The following is a 14,273-nucleotide window of genomic DNA, read 5'->3' on the forward strand; positions in this document are numbered from 1 at the left end:
TTCAAACGGCAACGAGGTTCTCGGGCGCATGTGAACCAGGATTCAAAATCTCACCCCTTGATCCTTTTGCTGGTCACTGGCGCTCATGTGTTCGCGCGCGCGTTTTTCGGCCTCGACAATCTCGTCATAGGTCATCTCGTCTTGGATCTCTTCGAGGAAATCTGCCGTGTTACAGCCGTTCGCGTTTGAAATAAGGTACCACATATAGGCAATGGTGCAGTTCTTCGGGACGCTATCACCTACCGCATAGATATGTCCGATCAGGTATTGCGCCTGGGCATAATCTTGTCTCGCTGCCAAATGATACCATCGCAACGCCTCTTGCGCGTCCTGTTGCACATGGTCCGTGCCCCAGTGATACATTTCACCGATGTTCGTCTGGGCATGGGCGTATCCCTGGTCGGCGGCACGCAGATACCACCGCTTGGCCTCTGCCTCGTCTTTGTCCACGCCAATGCCCATGGAGTAGGCAATGGCCAGTGCGGTCTGTGCCCGCGCATTGCCCTGCTCCGCCGCGAGGCGAAACCAATGTGCTGCTTCCCGAGCTTTACTCTTGTTGAACAAGGCGCTGTCTGAGATCAGCGTGCCCAATCCGCATTGGCCGCTGGCATTGCCCTGCTCGGCGGCCAGTCTGTACCATCTCTCCGCCTCTGCCTCGTCCCGATCTGAAAAGCTGATCAGCGGCAAACGTGCGCTTTGCCGGTACTTGTTGTGTTTCATATCGCCAAGATTGACCTGGGCGTCTGCATTCCCCTGCTCAGCAGCCATTCGGTAAAGGTCTTCTGCCTTGGCCTTGTCACGAGGTGTTCCAAGGCCTCTCCAGTACATGTTTCCAAGAGCGTTCTGAGCGGCGCTGTCTCCCAGCTTCGCAAGCTCGGTCAGCAATTGAAACGCGGTCGGAAAATCGCCCTTGTTGCAGGCGCCCATGGCCTTGAGAAAGCGATAGGTGTTACCCTGGGTATCTGGATCTTCCATGAAGCCTGCTCTTTCGTTCTTTGCCTCCAGGCATGAAAACGTAACTTGATGGGAAATCAAAATGAATCCGGCGCTTGACGCGCTTCATCTCCATTTCAACAAAAGCTCTGCATGGCAGAGCAATGCCAGATCAAGCGATCTTCCTCACATCAGAGAGGCCGCCGGCAGATCAGAACATTCCCATCGCCAGACCCGCACCCAGCGCCTGACCCAGGTCGCGGCATTGATCAAGCTCGGCTTCGGGAATGTGCTTGGGCGCCAGAATCGCCTCGGGCGTTTGCGCATGGGTGCACAGGATCAGCGGCGGCTGAACCTCTTTCAGGCGCCAGCCGGTGGCGATGCGCGCCACCTGCCGGGCGGCGTTCTGCCCGTCCGATCCGGCACAGATCATCTGCGCATAGGCACGCCCCTCGATCCGTTCCAGAACGGGGTAGTAGCAGCGGTCAAAGAAATCCTTCATCACGCCCGAAATCGCCGCCAGGTTCTCGGGGCAGCAGAACACATAGCCACTGGCGCGCAGCAGCTCCTCAGGGCCTGCCGCCTCGGCAGTCAGCAGCGTTGTGGCCAACTCGCTCTGCGCGCCTGCGGCGCAGGCTTCGGCCATCTGGCGGCTGCCGCCGGTGCGCGAGTGATAGACGATCAACAGCTCTGCCATAGCTCACACCCGGTGATAGGGGCCGCCGGCCAGGATGGTCGCGGCGCGGTAAAGCTGCTCGGCCAGCATCACCCGAACCAGCATGTGCGGCCAGACCATTGCGCCGAAAGAGATCGAGAAATCCGCCTCGGCCCGCAAGCCGGGATCAATCCCATCGGCGCCGCCGATCACAAGCGCCAGATCCTGACGGCCCGTGTCGCGCCAGTTGGCCAGCCTGTCCGCGAAATCTGGCGAGGATAGCTGTTTGCCACGCTCGTCCAGGGTACACAGAACCGCGCCCGACGGCATCGCCTTGCGCAGCAGTGCCGCCTCGGCGCCCATGCCGGCGTTCTTCTTGTCCTCGACCTCGATCACGCGCGCGGGCCCCAGGCCCAGCGCGCGACCGGTTCTGTCGAACCGGGTCAGGTAGTCGTCGATCAGGGATTTTTCCGGTCCGGCCCGCAAACGGCCGACCGCGAGGATGCTGACACGCATGGGTCATTCGCCCACCGGCCCCGGGATCAGGGCCGGGCGGACGCCTTTAGTTGGCCGATGTCTTGGCGCCCTGCGGCATCCACATCTTTTCCAGCTGATAGAACTCGCGCACTTCCGGGCGGAAGATATGCACGATCACATCGCCGGTATCGATCAACACCCAGTCGCCGGCATCCTTGCCCTCGATCTTGGAGTTGAGGTCGAAATCTTCCTTCAGCCGCTGCACCAGCTTCTCGGCCATGGCCGAGACCTGACGGGTCGACCGTCCCGAGGCGATGACCATGTAATCGCCCATCGAGGTCTTGCCCCGCAGGTCGATCTGCACGAGGTCTTCGGCCTTGTCATCGTTGAGAGAGGTCAGAATGCGGTCCAGCAGCTGTTCGCTGGTATAAGTGCCTTGGGCCATCATTTTGGCCCCTGCATGGGCGGGCATGGCCGCCTCTGTATGAGGTAACAGGACATCGTCCTCCTATAGGGCGCGCCGACCGATCCCCGGCGCTGGGTCAGGTAGAATTTAGCAACCCGTCTGTGACTTTTCAATGAATCGCCATACGGTATGCATGGTACTGGGGTCAATCGGCACCACCCTGTCCGGCTACCGGGACAGGCGTGGCCGCATCCTCCAGCATCCGAACCTCGCGTTGTGGGAAGGGAATCGAGATACCCTCGGCCTGGAACGCATCCCAGAGTGCCAGGAACACATTGCCGCGAATATTGGTCAGACCAGCGGTCGGGTCGGTGATCCAGAAGCGCAGCACGTAGTCCACACTGCTGTCGCCGAAGCCAACGATATGGCAGACCGGGTCGCGCCCGCTTCCGGCCAGGACCCGCCCGACGGACCGCGCGGCGGCAATAGCGACCGCGCGCACCTTGTGCGGGTCGTCGCCATAGCTGGTACCGAAATTCAGGTCGAGCCGGACAAACTGGTCCGAATGCGACCAGTTCACCACCTGGCTGGTGATCAGATCCTCGTTCGGGATCAGGTATTCGCGCCCGTCGCGCGTGACCACCGAGACATAGCGCGCGCCCAGCGCATTGATCCAGCCAAAGGTCTCGCCCAGCGAGATCACGTCCCCCGGCTTGATCGAGCGGTCCATCAGGATGATGATGCCCGAGATCAGGTTCGACACCACCTTTTGCAGGCCAAAGCCGATGCCGACACCGATTGCACCGGACAGAAAGGCCAGCCCGGTCAGGTCGAACCCCAAGGTGCGGATCGCAACGATGAAGACCCAGCCATACAGCAACACCTGCACTGCCTTGGCCAACAGCACCTGCATCGAGGGCGAGATATCGTCGTTGCGGGCCAGCGCGTTCGATGCGCCCTGCGACGCCAGCCGAACCAGTACCAGCAACGCGCCGACCAGCAGCACCGCCTTCATCACTCCCAGTACCGAGATATGCAGCGCGCCGATCTCGATCGATATGCCATCGAGGAAGCGGGCCACATCGTCGGTCAGGTTCAGTGCCACCAGCGTGGCATAGACCCACATCGACCAGCGGAAGACCAGCCGGATGGTGCGATTGCGCACCGCCCGCGCCACCAGCGCGATCACCAGCAGCGCCGTGGCCAGAGTCGCCACCACCCCGATCACATAGCTGCGCGAAGGCCAGGTCATCTGTTGCATGACCAAATAGGTCAGCCAGCTCAAAGCCACGAAATAAAGCAGCGACAGCCGCCGCATCAGCAGCACCAGCGTTCTGAGCCGCCACTTAGGCCAGCCCTCGCGCGAGCGGGCCCAGGCATCCCAATGGGTGCGCGTCAGCAGCGAAAGCAGCAGCGCTGCGCCGATCAGCAGCGCGATGATCAGCAACTGGTACTGGCGCCAGCCGGGCGTCAGGAAAAGACCAACCAGCCTGTGCCCCTCGGTCAGCAGGGTCGCGATCAGTTCGTCCAGCGTGGCCGGGAGAATGTCTTCGTTCATATATAGGCTCCGCCGCCAGCTTGGCAGGCTTGCCGCCGGAAACGCAAGACCTTGCGAGACTCGGGACGGCCATGTATCTGGACAGAATGACACCCCACGACGCCCCGACCATGGACCTGCAAGACCGCGCCCGCCTGCGCGAGCGGTTCTTTGGCGCGACCCGTTCGGTCCTCGCCCGCCTATAGGCCGGGTTCAGCCACGTCTTTACAGCCATTTCTCTAGAACGGGAGAGGACACATGTCCCCCAAGACACTCTATGACAAGATCTGGGATGCCCATCTGGCCCACGAGGCCGAAGACGGCACCTGCCTTCTCTATATCGACCGTCACCTCGTCCACGAAGTGACCAGCCCGCAGGCCTTCGAAGGTCTGCGCATGGCGGGCCGCAAGGTGCGCGCGCCGGATAAGACCATCGCCGTGCCGGATCACAACGTGCCCACCACCGAGGGTCGCGAAGACCCCGCACAGATGACCGAGGAAAGCCGCATCCAGGTGCAGGCGCTCGACAAGAACGCGCGCGATTTCGGCATCCATTATTACCCGGTCTCGGACATCCGTCAGGGCATCGTGCATATCGTCGGCCCCGAACAGGGATGGACCCTGCCGGGCATGACCGTGGTCTGCGGTGACAGCCACACCGCCACCCATGGCGCATTCGGCGCGCTGGCCCATGGCATCGGCACCTCCGAGGTCGAACATGTGCTGGCCACCCAGACGCTGATCCAGAAGAAATCCAAGAACATGAAGGTGGAGATCACCGGCAAGCTGAACCCGGGCGTCACCGCCAAGGACATCACGCTGGCCGTGATCGGCAAGACCGGCACTGCCGGCGGCACCGGCTATGTCATCGAATACTGCGGCGAGGCGATCCGCGACCTCTCGATGGAAGGCCGCATGACCGTCTGCAACATGGCCATCGAAGGCGGCGCCCGCGCTGGCCTGATCGCACCGGACGAAAAGACCTTTGCCTATGTGCAGGGCCGCCCGCATGCGCCCAAGGGCGCCCAGTGGGAAGCCGCACTTGCGTGGTGGAAGACGCTCTATTCCGATGACGACGCCCATTGGGACAAGGTGGTGACGATCAAGGGCGAGGATATCGCCCCCGTCGTGACCTGGGGCACTTCGCCCGAGGACGTTCTGCCGATCACCGCGACCGTCCCCAACCCCGAGGATTTCACGGGGGGCAAGGTCGAGGCCGCGCGCCGCTCGATCGAATACATGGGCCTGACCCCCGGCCAGAAACTGTCGGATATCGCGATCGACACCGTTTTCATCGGCTCCTGCACCAATGGCCGGATCGAGGACCTGCGCGCCGCCGCCGCGATCCTGAAGGGCAAAAAGATCAAGGACGGCATCCGCGCCATGGTCGTACCCGGCTCGGGCCTTGTCCGCGCCCAGGCCGAGGAAGAAGGCATCGCCGACATCTTCAAGGAGGCCGGTTTCGAATGGCGCCTTGCGGGTTGTTCGATGTGCCTGGCGATGAACCCCGACCAACTGGCACCGGGCGAGCGCTGCGCCGCGACCTCGAACCGCAACTTCGAGGGTCGTCAGGGCCGCGGCGGTCGCACCCACCTGCTCAGCCCCGCGATGGCCGCCGCCGCTGCCATTACGGGAAAGCTGACGGATGTGCGGGAAATGATGTAGGCTTCGCTCATACTTCATTTCTAGGGAGAGAATGAAATGAGTGACTGGCTGAAACTGATGCTGCTGGGCCTCTTGTCGGTCGTGTTCGGGGTTATCGTCCTCGGCGCGCCGGTGGTGGCCTCGGTGGCGATCACCACCCTGACCGGGATCATGCTGCTGATCGGCGGCGGGCTTCAGGTCGTGGGCGGCTTTACCGTCGAAGGGGCGGGGAACAAGATCCTGTCGATCATCATGGGCATCATCATGGTGTTCCTCGGCTGGTCGTTCCTGTCGAACCCGCTCGAAGGCACGCTGACGCTGGCCACGGTGGTGATGATCCTGTTCGCCGCCGGCGGCATCGCCCGGATCATCCTGTCGTTCCAGATGCGCGGCACCGGTCTGTTCTTGCCGACACTCATTTCCGGCATCCTGTCGCTGGGCCTTGCCGCCTACGTCATGGCGAATGCAGGGGTCGGTCTGGCGCTCAGCCTTCTGGGTATCCTCATGGGTATCGAGATGCTCTTCAACGGCTTCGGCCTGATCTTCGCCGCGCTCTTCGTGCGCAGCGCGGGAAAACACGCGTAACCGGGGTCACGGGACCGAGGACTGTCCGTCCACGCCTGTGACTCTTTGAAACTGGTGCCGGGCCGCGCGCTTGCGCGGGTCCGGCACCGCTCAGAGATCTAGCGCCCGCATCAAACTCGGGCCCAAACCAGGAGACTGGATATGGACAAGTTCGAAAAACTTCAGGGCATCGCCGCGCCGATGCCGCTTATCAACATCGACACCGACATGATCATCCCCAAGGTGTTTCTCAAGACCATCAAGCGGTCGGGCCTTGGCGTGAACCTGTTCGACGAGATGCGCTATAACGCCGACGGGTCCGAGAACCCCGATTTCGTGCTGAACAAGCCTCAATACCGCGACGCCGAGATCCTGGTGGCCGGCGACAACTTCGGCTGCGGTTCGTCGCGTGAACATGCCCCTTGGGCGATCAAGGATTTCGGCATCAAATGCGTGATCTCGACTTCGTTCGCCGACATCTTCTTCAACAACTGTTTTAAGAACGGCATCCTGCCCATCGTCCTGCCGCAGGAGCAGGTCGATTTGCTGATGAAGGATGCCGAGAAGGGCGCCAATGCCCGCATGACCGTGGACCTGGAAGCGCAAGAGATCACCACCTCGGATGGAGAGGTGATCCCGTTCGAAGTCGACGCCTTCAAAAAGCACTGCCTGCTCAATGGCCTCGACGATATCGGTCTGACCATGGAGAAGGCGACGGCAATTGATGCGTTCGAAGCGCAGGCGGCACAGTCGCGTCCCTGGGTCTGATCCCTATTCGATCGCTGAACCGCGGGGCTGTATCCGGTTGATACAGCTCCGTTTTCAATTCTAGAACCAGTATTACATCGCTCATTAGTGATCGCGGATCGCACAACCACAAAATGTGGTCACCTCGGATAACTTGCCAAAAAATTACACCATCTCTGATGCAAGAAGGCACCAGTTAAGCCATGTTTTTGCCTTAAATCGGGGGTCTCGTGACTCGGTGACTTGAGTGAATGGCCGAATAACGGCACAAATGGGGCCAAAATGAGGCACTCCGCCCAACCGGGTGGACTCAAGTTGGAACAAAGGCTCGGCAACGCATCGGCCTGTCCAGTTTGAAGGGATCGGACAGTGATTGCACGCATCACAGGCGCGGCTCTGCGCGGAATCTTGGTGGCGCTTGTCGTCGTGATTCCGGCGCTCTATTTGCCCAGCGCGGCCACGACATCAACCGAGATCGTCGTCCTTCTGGCGATCCTCGGTTTTGTGCTGACCTTTGCCGAGTACAACTCGACCTTTCCCAGTTTCATCGAATTCAGGGATGCGCCGCCGCTGAACCGGATGCGGTTCATTGCCCTTATGACCATGATAACCATGCTCACCCTGATCAGCAAAGATCGTATTGATCCGACCAATATCACCGCGCTGTTTTCGGGATTTGGCCTGCTTGTCGCACATCTGATCGATTTCCCCTATTCGCCGGTACGGTTGGTGGTGTTGATGCTGCCGCAGGGCGCTGGAGTCGATCTGGTGTACAGTGTACGCGTGGCGGCGGCTGTCGCCTATGTGATTGCATTGCTGACAGTTTTTGCCTTCTGGGTTGCAGTGCGCATCCGCGGCTGGCCCACCGGCAACGGGGCATTCAACGTCTGGATCAACCTGCCGTTGTTCGACCCGACTACGGGCGGCGATGTCGTCGCGCGGCTGCAACGTGACGGCCGGATCAACATGATCCTAGGCGTCCTGTTGCCATTTCTCATTCCTGCCATCGTCAAGATGGCCTCCGACATATTTGATCCGATCAACCTGTACAGTCCGCAAACGCTGATCTGGACTATGAGCGCCTGGGCATTCCTGCCAGCGTCTATGATCATGCGGGGATTAGCGATGATACGGATCGCAGAGTTGATCGAGGAAAAACGCCGTCGCGTCTATTCCAACGCCGAGGCGATGCAGACCGCATGATCCGGCTAGCCGCCCTGGCGGTCCTGTGTCTGTTGCCGGTTGCGGCGACGGCCGAGGCGCTGCGGGTGGCGACGTTCAACACCGAACTCAGCCGTAAGGGGCCCGGGCTTATGCTGCGCGATATTGCCGGTGGCCGCGACACGCAGGTCGCCGCGGTAGTATCGGTGATCGCGTTTGCCCGCCCCGATATCCTTGCGCTTCAAGGGCTGGATTGGGATCACGAAGGCCGGGCGCTGGATGCGCTGGCCGTGCAGTTGGCCGCCGCCGGATGGGAGATGGCACACAGATTTGCCGCCCAACCCAATAGTGGCCGCGCCATCAACTTGGACCTGGATGGCGACGGACGGATCGGCGGCCCGGGTGATGCGCAGGGCTATGGCCGCTTCAGCGGTCAGGGTGGTATTGCGATCCTGTCCCGTCACCCTATTGCGCAGGCCAATGTACAAGATTTCTCTGCCTTGCTCTGGCGCGACCTGCCCGGCGCAACCTTGCCTGAGAGCAACGGTTACCCCTTCCCCACGGCCGAGGCGCAAGCAGTCCAGCGCTTGGCCTCGACCGGGCACTGGCTGGTTCCGATCGACACCGATCAGGGGTGGATGGTGCTGCTGACCTATCAGGCCGGGCCGCCGGTCTTTGACGGGCCCGAAGACCGCAACGGGCTGCGCAACCGGGACGAAACCCGCTTCTGGCAACTGCTGTTGGATGGCGCGGTCGGGACGATGCCGGACCTCCCCTTTGTGCTGGCCGGGGGCGCCAATCTGGATCCGCAGGATGGCGAGGGCCACCATGGCGCCATCGAAACACTTCTGACTGACCCCCGGCTACAGGACCCGGCGCCAGTAAGTCCCGGCGCCGCCAAGGCGGGTTCTCAGGGTCACAGGGGGCCGGATGCACAGGACACGGTCGATTGGCCCGGTATAGGCAGGTTCCGGGTCGATTACGTGCTGCCTTCGATCCATTGGCGCGTGACGGGATCGGGTGTGATCTGGCCAGCGCCGGAGGATCCGAGCGCAGGCCTGGTGTCACAGGCCAGCCGCCACCGCCTGGTCTGGGTGGACCTGATCCGCGAGTAGCTCGACGGGGATCGCAGAAGCAAGCGCTTGCTCGAACGGTGTTGGCACAAACGACGGCAGAACCTTTGCAAACGCGGCCCCGTCCAGACTGTGCGGTGTGTTCCAGAGATAGCGCATCTCCAGCAGTGAACGCGCCATCGGCCAGACGGGCCGGGCCAGATGCAAGGGCAGCCAGTTCATGCGCTTGAGCGTGATGCGTCGGCCCGTTACCTGCTCCAGTGCGGCCGCTATCTGGCGACCTGTCAGCGTGTAGCCGGGATAGGTGAGATCGCAGAACACTGGCAGCGTCTCGTGCTGCTGGGACAGGGTAACGGTGACGCGGGCGAGATCGGGCAGATAGGCCCAGGCATGTGCTATGTCGGGATCGCCCGGATAGATGAACCGCCCCTTGGCGAGCCGCTTGATCATCACCTGATCGAACCAGTTGCCCGAGGCGCAGGTATCGAGGAAATCGCCCGCCCGCAGGACGATGGTACGAACGCCCGAGGCGCGATAGGCGGCCTCCATGTCGTTGCGAATGCGGCCCAGCGGATTGGTCGCGGCATGCGGACTGTCAGGTCCCCAGGGAGCCGGAGTGTTGGGGCCAAAAACATAGACATTTCCGGGGATGATCACCGTGGCGTTCGTCGCTTGCGCTGTTTTGATCACCCGTGCATGCAGGCCGGGAACCGTGGCGGCCCAATCGGGATAGGGCGGGTTCCAGGCGTTCACGATCACCTCGGCACCGCGTGCGGCAATGTCCAGGTCTTCGCGCTTTCGATCAAACGAACGTACGGTCCAACCCGCCCGCCCAAAAGCCTCGGCCGCGTTGCGCCCGAACCGGCCCGAGGCCCCGAGAACAAGAACTGTCTGTGTCATGCTGGCTCTCCATCACTGTTCCTATTTAAATAGTCATTCAAATGTATCGAGAGAATTGCCCAAAAACGTAGATCATGTATTCATCAATGAATGGATGAGCTTTCAGATATTGGTGACTGGTCCCTGATCCAGAGCTTTCTGGCTGTGGCCGAGACCGGCACTTTGTCAGCGGCGGCGCGGCAGCTCGACCGCAGTCAGCCCACATTGGGCCGACATGTGCAGGCGCTGGAGCAGGCGCTGGGCCTGTCGCTGTTCGATCGGCACGCGCGCGGCCTGAAGCTGAGCGCGGACGGCGCCCGGATCCTGCCGCTGGCGCAGCAGGCGCATCGGGCGATGACGGCGATTTCGGTCACCGCCGCCGGGCAATCGCAATCGCTGGCAGGCACCGTGCGCATCACCGCCTCTGTCTTTGCCTCGCATCATATCCTGCCGCCGATCCTGGCGAGTATCCGGGCCGCCGAACCCGCGATCGAGCTGGAACTGGTGCCCAGCGACACCACCGAGAACCTGCTGTTTCGCGCCGCCGATATCGCCGTGCGCATGTACCGGCCCCGGCAGGTGGATATCGTTGCCCGGCATATCGGTGACATACCGCTCTGCGCCTGCGCCGCCACCAGCTATCTGGAGCGCAAGGGTCGTCCCACGCGGGCCGAGGACCTTCTCGATTTCGATTTGGTGGGCTATGACGCGGACCCGATCATCGTCAAGACGATGCAGGCGCTGGGCTGGCCGGCGACACGGCACAGTTTTGCCATCCGTTGCGACAATCAGAGCGCCTATTGGCAGTTGATCCGGGCCGGGTGCGGCATCGGTTTTGGCCAGCGCAGCATCGTCGCCGCCGATCCGCTGGTCGAAGTGCTGCCCTTTGACCTGCCGGTGCCGCCGCTCGAAATGTGGCTCGCCGCACCGCAGGCGATGCGGCTGACGCCCCGGATCCGCCGGGTCTGGGACCTCTTGGCCGAAGGCTTGCTGGCCGCGCCCCTTTGATCCCCGGTTTTCCCCTGTCAGGACAGCGCAGATGACCCGCGCCACATTGACCGCCCGCCTCTGGCGCGCTAGGGCCTTTGCGACGAAACGCAAGGAGAGTTCCATGTCCAATCCCTCGCTCCTCATCCTGCCCGGTGACGGAATTGGCCCCGAAGTCATGGCCGAAGTGCGCAAGATCATCGGCTGGTTCGGCGACAAGCGCGGCCTGAATTTCGACGTCAGCGAGGATCTGGTCGGCGGTGCCGCCTATGACGTGCATGGCGTGCCGCTGGCGGACGAGACCATGGCCAAGGCGCAAGAGGTCGATGCCGTGCTGCTGGGCGCCGTGGGTGGCCCGAAATACGACGATCTCGATTTCAGCGTCAAACCCGAACGCGGCCTGCTGCGCCTGCGCAAGGAGATGGACCTGTTTTCCAACCTGCGCCCGGCCCAGTGTTTCGACGCGCTGGCCGATTTCTCGTCGCTGAAGAAGGATATCGTTGCCGGTCTGGATATCATGATCGTGCGCGAGCTGACCTCGGGTGTCTATTTCGGCGAGCCGCGCGGCATCTTCGAAGAGGGCAACGAGCGGGTGGGCATCAACACCCAGCGCTATACCGAAAGCGAGATCGAACGGGTCGCGCGTTCGGCCTTCGAACTGGCGATGCGCCGCAGCAAGAAGCTGTGCTCGATGGAAAAGGCCAACGTGATGGAATCGGGCATCCTGTGGCGCGAGGTGGTGACCCGCGTGGCCAAGGACTATCCCGAGGTCGAACTCAGCCACATGTATGCCGACAACGGTGCCATGCAGCTGGTCCGCGCGCCGAAACAGTTCGACGTGATCCTGACCGACAACCTGTTCGGCGACATCCTGTCGGACTGCGCCGCGATGCTGACCGGCAGTCTGGGCATGCTGCCCTCGGCCTCACTGGGCGCACCGATGACCAACGGGCGTCCCAAGGCGCTGTATGAACCCGTGCACGGCTCTGCCCCCGATATCGCGGGCCAGGGCAAGGCCAACCCGATCGCCTGTATCCTCAGTTTTGCGATGGCGCTGCGCTACAGCTTTGACCAGGGTGCCGAGGCCGATCGCCTTGAAGCGGCGGTCGAACAGGTTCTGGCCGACGGTGTACGCACCGCCGACCTGCTGGGCGAAGAGGGCGTGACCCCGGTTTCGACCACCGAGATGGGGGCGGCGATCCTGGCGAAACTGGACGCCAGCCTCTAATCCGTTTCTGCCCGCGGCGGCGCGTCTGCCGCGGGCAATCGTGCCGCCGCCGCGCGGTGGTAATGCGCCACCCGTTCGGCATGGTGCAATACCCGGTCCAGCCAGCGCATCGCGTCGGTATGGGCAAAAACCTGGTCCAGCGCAAACAGCCCCGCATGTTCGCCCAGCATCATCGCCCGGCGATGGCGCTTGCGTCGCGCGGCGATCAAGAGACGCAGCCGCTCCAGCCGCTTTCCTTCGGGCACCCCGCCCACTGCCCCGCCAGAGCGCCGCAGCGCCGCCCCGGCCCCAAGGGCAGAGCGCCGCAACAACCTGTCATGCAGCAGGGTGTCGATATTGCCGGTCTGCCGCGCCCGATCCAGCAGCCGGGTCAGATGGTCGATCTGGTGCAGGATGTCCGAAAAGGTCTCGATATCCTGTGCGCGATCGGGTGGCAGCCGGATCTCGGACAGAAAGGCACGTAAATCCTCGAGCGCGCGCGTGCACGGCGTCAGTGCCGCGATGCGCCGGTAATCGGGCGCGGGGGCCAAGCCGGCACCCAGAGCGAGAAACAACCGTTCGGCAATTGTCCGCGCGCCGGACTGTGCCGCCAGCAACGCGGCGTTTGCGTCCTTGAGCAGGCTGCGGTCGGCAACGAACAGCTGTTCGGTCTCGCGTTCGGGCAAGAGCCGCGCCACCAGCCCGGCAAAGCGCCCGGTCAGCGGCAGGAACAGCGCCGTTCCAACCAGATTGAACCCGGTGTGAAAAATCAGCAGAATGCTCAGATCGTCACCCAACTGCGCCGCGCCATCGAAGACCGGGCGCAGAAGAAGCAACATGGGAAAGGCCAGGACCGAGGTCACGATGTTGAAGATCAGGTTCGCCAACGCGGTCTGCCGCATCGGCACCGAGCCACCGGTCGAGGCCAGAACAGCGGTAAAGGTGGTGCCGATATTCATGCCGATCACGATTGCGGCTGCCTGCAACAGTGTGATCGCGCCCCCCGACAGCATCACCAGCGCCAACGCCATCGCCGCGCTGGACGATTGCATGACGATGGTCACCGCTGCCCCCAATCCCACGAGTAGGAGCAATCCTCCGGGCCCGCTTCCCGGCAGGCTTTCGGGCGTCAGAAACGAAGTCAGGTCGCTTGCCCCCGATTGCATCAGGTCGAGCCCGATCAGCAACAAGCACAATCCCGCGACCGTGCGTCCGGCCCGTGCCAGCGCTCCACGCGCCAGGAGATCGGCAAGGGCTGCCGGAAACAACAGCAGCAGCGCCAGATTGCCAAGTTTGAGCTTGAAGCCCAACAGCGACACCAGCCAGCCGGTGGCCGTGGTGCCGATATTGGCGCCATAGAGAATGCCCAATGCCTGCGGCATCGTCATCAGCCCTGCCCCGACAAACCCCACCGTCATGACTGTCGTGGCACTGGACGATTGCACCACGGCCGTCGCGGCGGCGCCGGTCATCACACCGCGTAGCGGCGTGGTGGTGAACCGCGTCAGCACGCCGCGCAACTGACTGCCCGCCGCATCGCGCAAGGCAGTAGTCATCAACTCCATTCCCAGCAGGAACATGCCGATGCCACCAATCAGGTAAAAGAGATTTCCCACCATTTCCCGAGCTCGCCGGACCCTCTCCGGACCCGCAGTCTTGCCAATGATCGGCGCCGGGACAAGTCGATGTTTTTCAAACTGCTGCGGCGGAATCCCTCTTGCATGTCGTCCGGGGCAGGTATAGATCACCCGCCACGGTCGGAGTGTAGCTCAGCCTGGTAGAGCACTGTCTTCGGGAGGCAGGGGCCGGAGGTTCGAATCCTCTCACTCCGACCAATGATTCCAAATACTTAACCCGCTTCGCCATGACCCTTGTTAAGGGTTGGTCCGGATTTGATCCGGATTATGCGGCTTTTGAGGCGGTTTTTGGTGAGTCCAGCCCCCTCAGAAACCGAAAGGCCGCTGACTGGGCTGGCACCCGCGTCAACGGCCAAATCGAAAAGT

The 14,273-nt window shown here is 62.4% G+C and carries 15 protein-coding genes and 1 tRNA gene; 9 read left to right on the forward strand and 7 right to left on the reverse strand.

What is annotated here, in order from left to right:
- Positions 1-42: 42 nt before the first annotated feature.
- From AC2FNY_RS09155 to AC2FNY_RS09175, 5 genes are all read right to left on the reverse strand, one after another.
- Positions 43-975: a tetratricopeptide repeat protein gene (locus AC2FNY_RS09155; protein WP_496802256.1), complete on the reverse strand. Its 933-nt coding sequence runs from the start codon at positions 973-975 to the stop codon at positions 43-45.
- Between the two features lie 169 nt (positions 976-1,144).
- Positions 1,145-1,630, reverse strand: coding sequence for a flavodoxin family protein (locus tag AC2FNY_RS09160; RefSeq protein WP_234140411.1), 486 nt, complete (start codon positions 1,628-1,630; stop codon positions 1,145-1,147).
- Between the two features lie 3 nt (positions 1,631-1,633).
- A complete protein-coding gene (gene rlmH / locus AC2FNY_RS09165) occupies positions 1,634-2,104 on the reverse strand; it encodes a 23S rRNA (pseudouridine(1915)-N(3))-methyltransferase RlmH (protein WP_496802257.1) in 471 nt (156 codons plus the stop codon).
- Between the two features lie 46 nt (positions 2,105-2,150).
- Positions 2,151-2,513, reverse strand: coding sequence for a ribosome silencing factor (rsfS, locus tag AC2FNY_RS09170; RefSeq protein WP_496802378.1), 363 nt, complete (start codon positions 2,511-2,513; stop codon positions 2,151-2,153).
- A 163-nt stretch (positions 2,514-2,676) separates the two neighbouring features.
- The gene (locus AC2FNY_RS09175; RefSeq protein WP_234178043.1) at positions 2,677-4,029 is read right to left on the reverse strand and encodes a mechanosensitive ion channel domain-containing protein; all 1,353 of its coding nucleotides are present in this window, start codon (positions 4,027-4,029) and stop codon (positions 2,677-2,679) included.
- An 86-nt stretch (positions 4,030-4,115) separates the two neighbouring features.
- Between AC2FNY_RS09175 and AC2FNY_RS09180 the strand changes: the two genes are divergently transcribed.
- The 6 genes from AC2FNY_RS09180 to AC2FNY_RS09205 all read left to right on the forward strand — a co-directional run bounded on the left by AC2FNY_RS09180 (position 4,116) and on the right by AC2FNY_RS09205 (position 9,239).
- Positions 4,116-4,214 carry an isopropylmalate isomerase gene (locus AC2FNY_RS09180; protein WP_234140406.1) on the forward strand — a complete coding sequence of 33 codons (99 nt, stop codon included), beginning with the start codon at positions 4,116-4,118 and terminating at the stop codon, positions 4,212-4,214.
- A 52-nt stretch (positions 4,215-4,266) separates the two neighbouring features.
- Positions 4,267-5,673 carry a 3-isopropylmalate dehydratase large subunit gene (gene leuC / locus AC2FNY_RS09185; protein ID WP_496802258.1) on the forward strand — a complete coding sequence of 469 codons (1,407 nt, stop codon included), beginning with the start codon at positions 4,267-4,269 and terminating at the stop codon, positions 5,671-5,673.
- A gap of 36 nt (positions 5,674-5,709) precedes the next feature.
- Positions 5,710-6,237 carry an HdeD family acid-resistance protein gene (locus AC2FNY_RS09190; RefSeq protein WP_496802259.1) on the forward strand — a complete coding sequence of 176 codons (528 nt, stop codon included), beginning with the start codon at positions 5,710-5,712 and terminating at the stop codon, positions 6,235-6,237.
- 141 nt (positions 6,238-6,378) lie between these two features.
- A complete protein-coding gene (gene leuD / locus AC2FNY_RS09195) occupies positions 6,379-6,984 on the forward strand; it encodes a 3-isopropylmalate dehydratase small subunit (protein WP_234140400.1) in 606 nt (201 codons plus the stop codon).
- 348 nt (positions 6,985-7,332) lie between these two features.
- Entirely contained in the window at positions 7,333-8,166 is an 834-nt protein-coding gene (locus tag AC2FNY_RS09200) for a hypothetical protein (protein ID WP_234140398.1), read from the forward strand.
- Complete coding sequence (locus tag AC2FNY_RS09205; RefSeq protein WP_496802260.1) at positions 8,163-9,239, forward strand: endonuclease/exonuclease/phosphatase family protein; 1,077 nt, start codon at positions 8,163-8,165, stop codon at positions 9,237-9,239. The genes AC2FNY_RS09200 and AC2FNY_RS09205 overlap by 4 nt, the downstream gene beginning before the upstream one ends.
- On the opposite strand, the gene AC2FNY_RS09210 is transcribed toward AC2FNY_RS09205, so the two are convergent.
- Complete coding sequence (locus AC2FNY_RS09210; protein ID WP_496802261.1) at positions 9,189-10,097, reverse strand: Rossmann-fold NAD(P)-binding domain-containing protein; 909 nt, start codon at positions 10,095-10,097, stop codon at positions 9,189-9,191. The genes AC2FNY_RS09205 and AC2FNY_RS09210 overlap by 51 nt on opposite strands.
- Positions 10,098-10,187: 90 nt before the next feature.
- Here AC2FNY_RS09210 and AC2FNY_RS09215 point away from each other — a divergent pair, with 90 nt between their 5' ends.
- The gene (locus AC2FNY_RS09215; protein ID WP_234217403.1) at positions 10,188-11,084 is read left to right on the forward strand and encodes a LysR family transcriptional regulator; all 897 of its coding nucleotides are present in this window, start codon (positions 10,188-10,190) and stop codon (positions 11,082-11,084) included.
- Positions 11,085-11,187: 103 nt separating this feature from the next.
- Positions 11,188-12,291, forward strand: a complete 1,104-nt coding sequence (leuB, locus tag AC2FNY_RS09220) for a 3-isopropylmalate dehydrogenase (protein WP_496802262.1) — start codon at positions 11,188-11,190, stop codon at positions 12,289-12,291.
- On the opposite strand, the gene AC2FNY_RS09225 is transcribed toward leuB, so the two are convergent.
- Complete coding sequence (locus AC2FNY_RS09225; RefSeq protein ID WP_496802263.1) at positions 12,288-13,889, reverse strand: Na/Pi cotransporter family protein; 1,602 nt, start codon at positions 13,887-13,889, stop codon at positions 12,288-12,290. The two genes, leuB and AC2FNY_RS09225, sit on opposite strands and share 4 nt — an antisense overlap.
- A gap of 139 nt (positions 13,890-14,028) precedes the next feature.
- Here AC2FNY_RS09225 and AC2FNY_RS09230 point away from each other — a divergent pair.
- A tRNA-Pro gene (locus AC2FNY_RS09230) sits at positions 14,029-14,105 on the forward strand.
- Positions 14,106-14,273: the final 168 nt, after the last annotated feature.

Source organism: Ruegeria sp. BHSC223 (assembly GCF_059613025.1).

Excerpts from the sequence above, each read along its gene's own strand:
- AC2FNY_RS09155 (WP_496802256.1), bottom strand. The coding sequence starts at position 975 with ATGGAAGATCCAGATACCCAGGGTAACACCTATCGCTTTCTCAAGGCC.
- AC2FNY_RS09160 (WP_234140411.1), bottom strand. The coding sequence starts at position 1,630 with ATGGCAGAGCTGTTGATCGTCTATCACTCGCGCACCGGCGGCAGCCGC.
- rlmH (WP_496802257.1), bottom strand. The coding sequence starts at position 2,104 with ATGCGTGTCAGCATCCTCGCGGTCGGCCGTTTGCGGGCCGGACCGGAA.
- rsfS (WP_496802378.1), bottom strand. The coding sequence starts at position 2,513 with ATGATGGCCCAAGGCACTTATACCAGCGAACAGCTGCTGGACCGCATT.
- AC2FNY_RS09175 (WP_234178043.1), bottom strand. The coding sequence starts at position 4,029 with ATGAACGAAGACATTCTCCCGGCCACGCTGGACGAACTGATCGCGACC.
- AC2FNY_RS09180 (WP_234140406.1), top strand. The coding sequence starts at position 4,116 with ATGACACCCCACGACGCCCCGACCATGGACCTGCAAGACCGCGCCCGC.
- leuC (WP_496802258.1), top strand. The coding sequence starts at position 4,267 with ATGTCCCCCAAGACACTCTATGACAAGATCTGGGATGCCCATCTGGCC.
- AC2FNY_RS09190 (WP_496802259.1), top strand. The coding sequence starts at position 5,710 with ATGAGTGACTGGCTGAAACTGATGCTGCTGGGCCTCTTGTCGGTCGTG.
- leuD (WP_234140400.1), top strand. The coding sequence starts at position 6,379 with ATGGACAAGTTCGAAAAACTTCAGGGCATCGCCGCGCCGATGCCGCTT.
- AC2FNY_RS09205 (WP_496802260.1), top strand. The coding sequence starts at position 8,163 with ATGATCCGGCTAGCCGCCCTGGCGGTCCTGTGTCTGTTGCCGGTTGCG.
- AC2FNY_RS09210 (WP_496802261.1), bottom strand. The coding sequence starts at position 10,097 with ATGACACAGACAGTTCTTGTTCTCGGGGCCTCGGGCCGGTTCGGGCGC.
- AC2FNY_RS09215 (WP_234217403.1), top strand. The coding sequence starts at position 10,188 with ATGGATGAGCTTTCAGATATTGGTGACTGGTCCCTGATCCAGAGCTTT.
- leuB (WP_496802262.1), top strand. The coding sequence starts at position 11,188 with ATGTCCAATCCCTCGCTCCTCATCCTGCCCGGTGACGGAATTGGCCCC.
- AC2FNY_RS09225 (WP_496802263.1), bottom strand. The coding sequence starts at position 13,889 with ATGGTGGGAAATCTCTTTTACCTGATTGGTGGCATCGGCATGTTCCTG.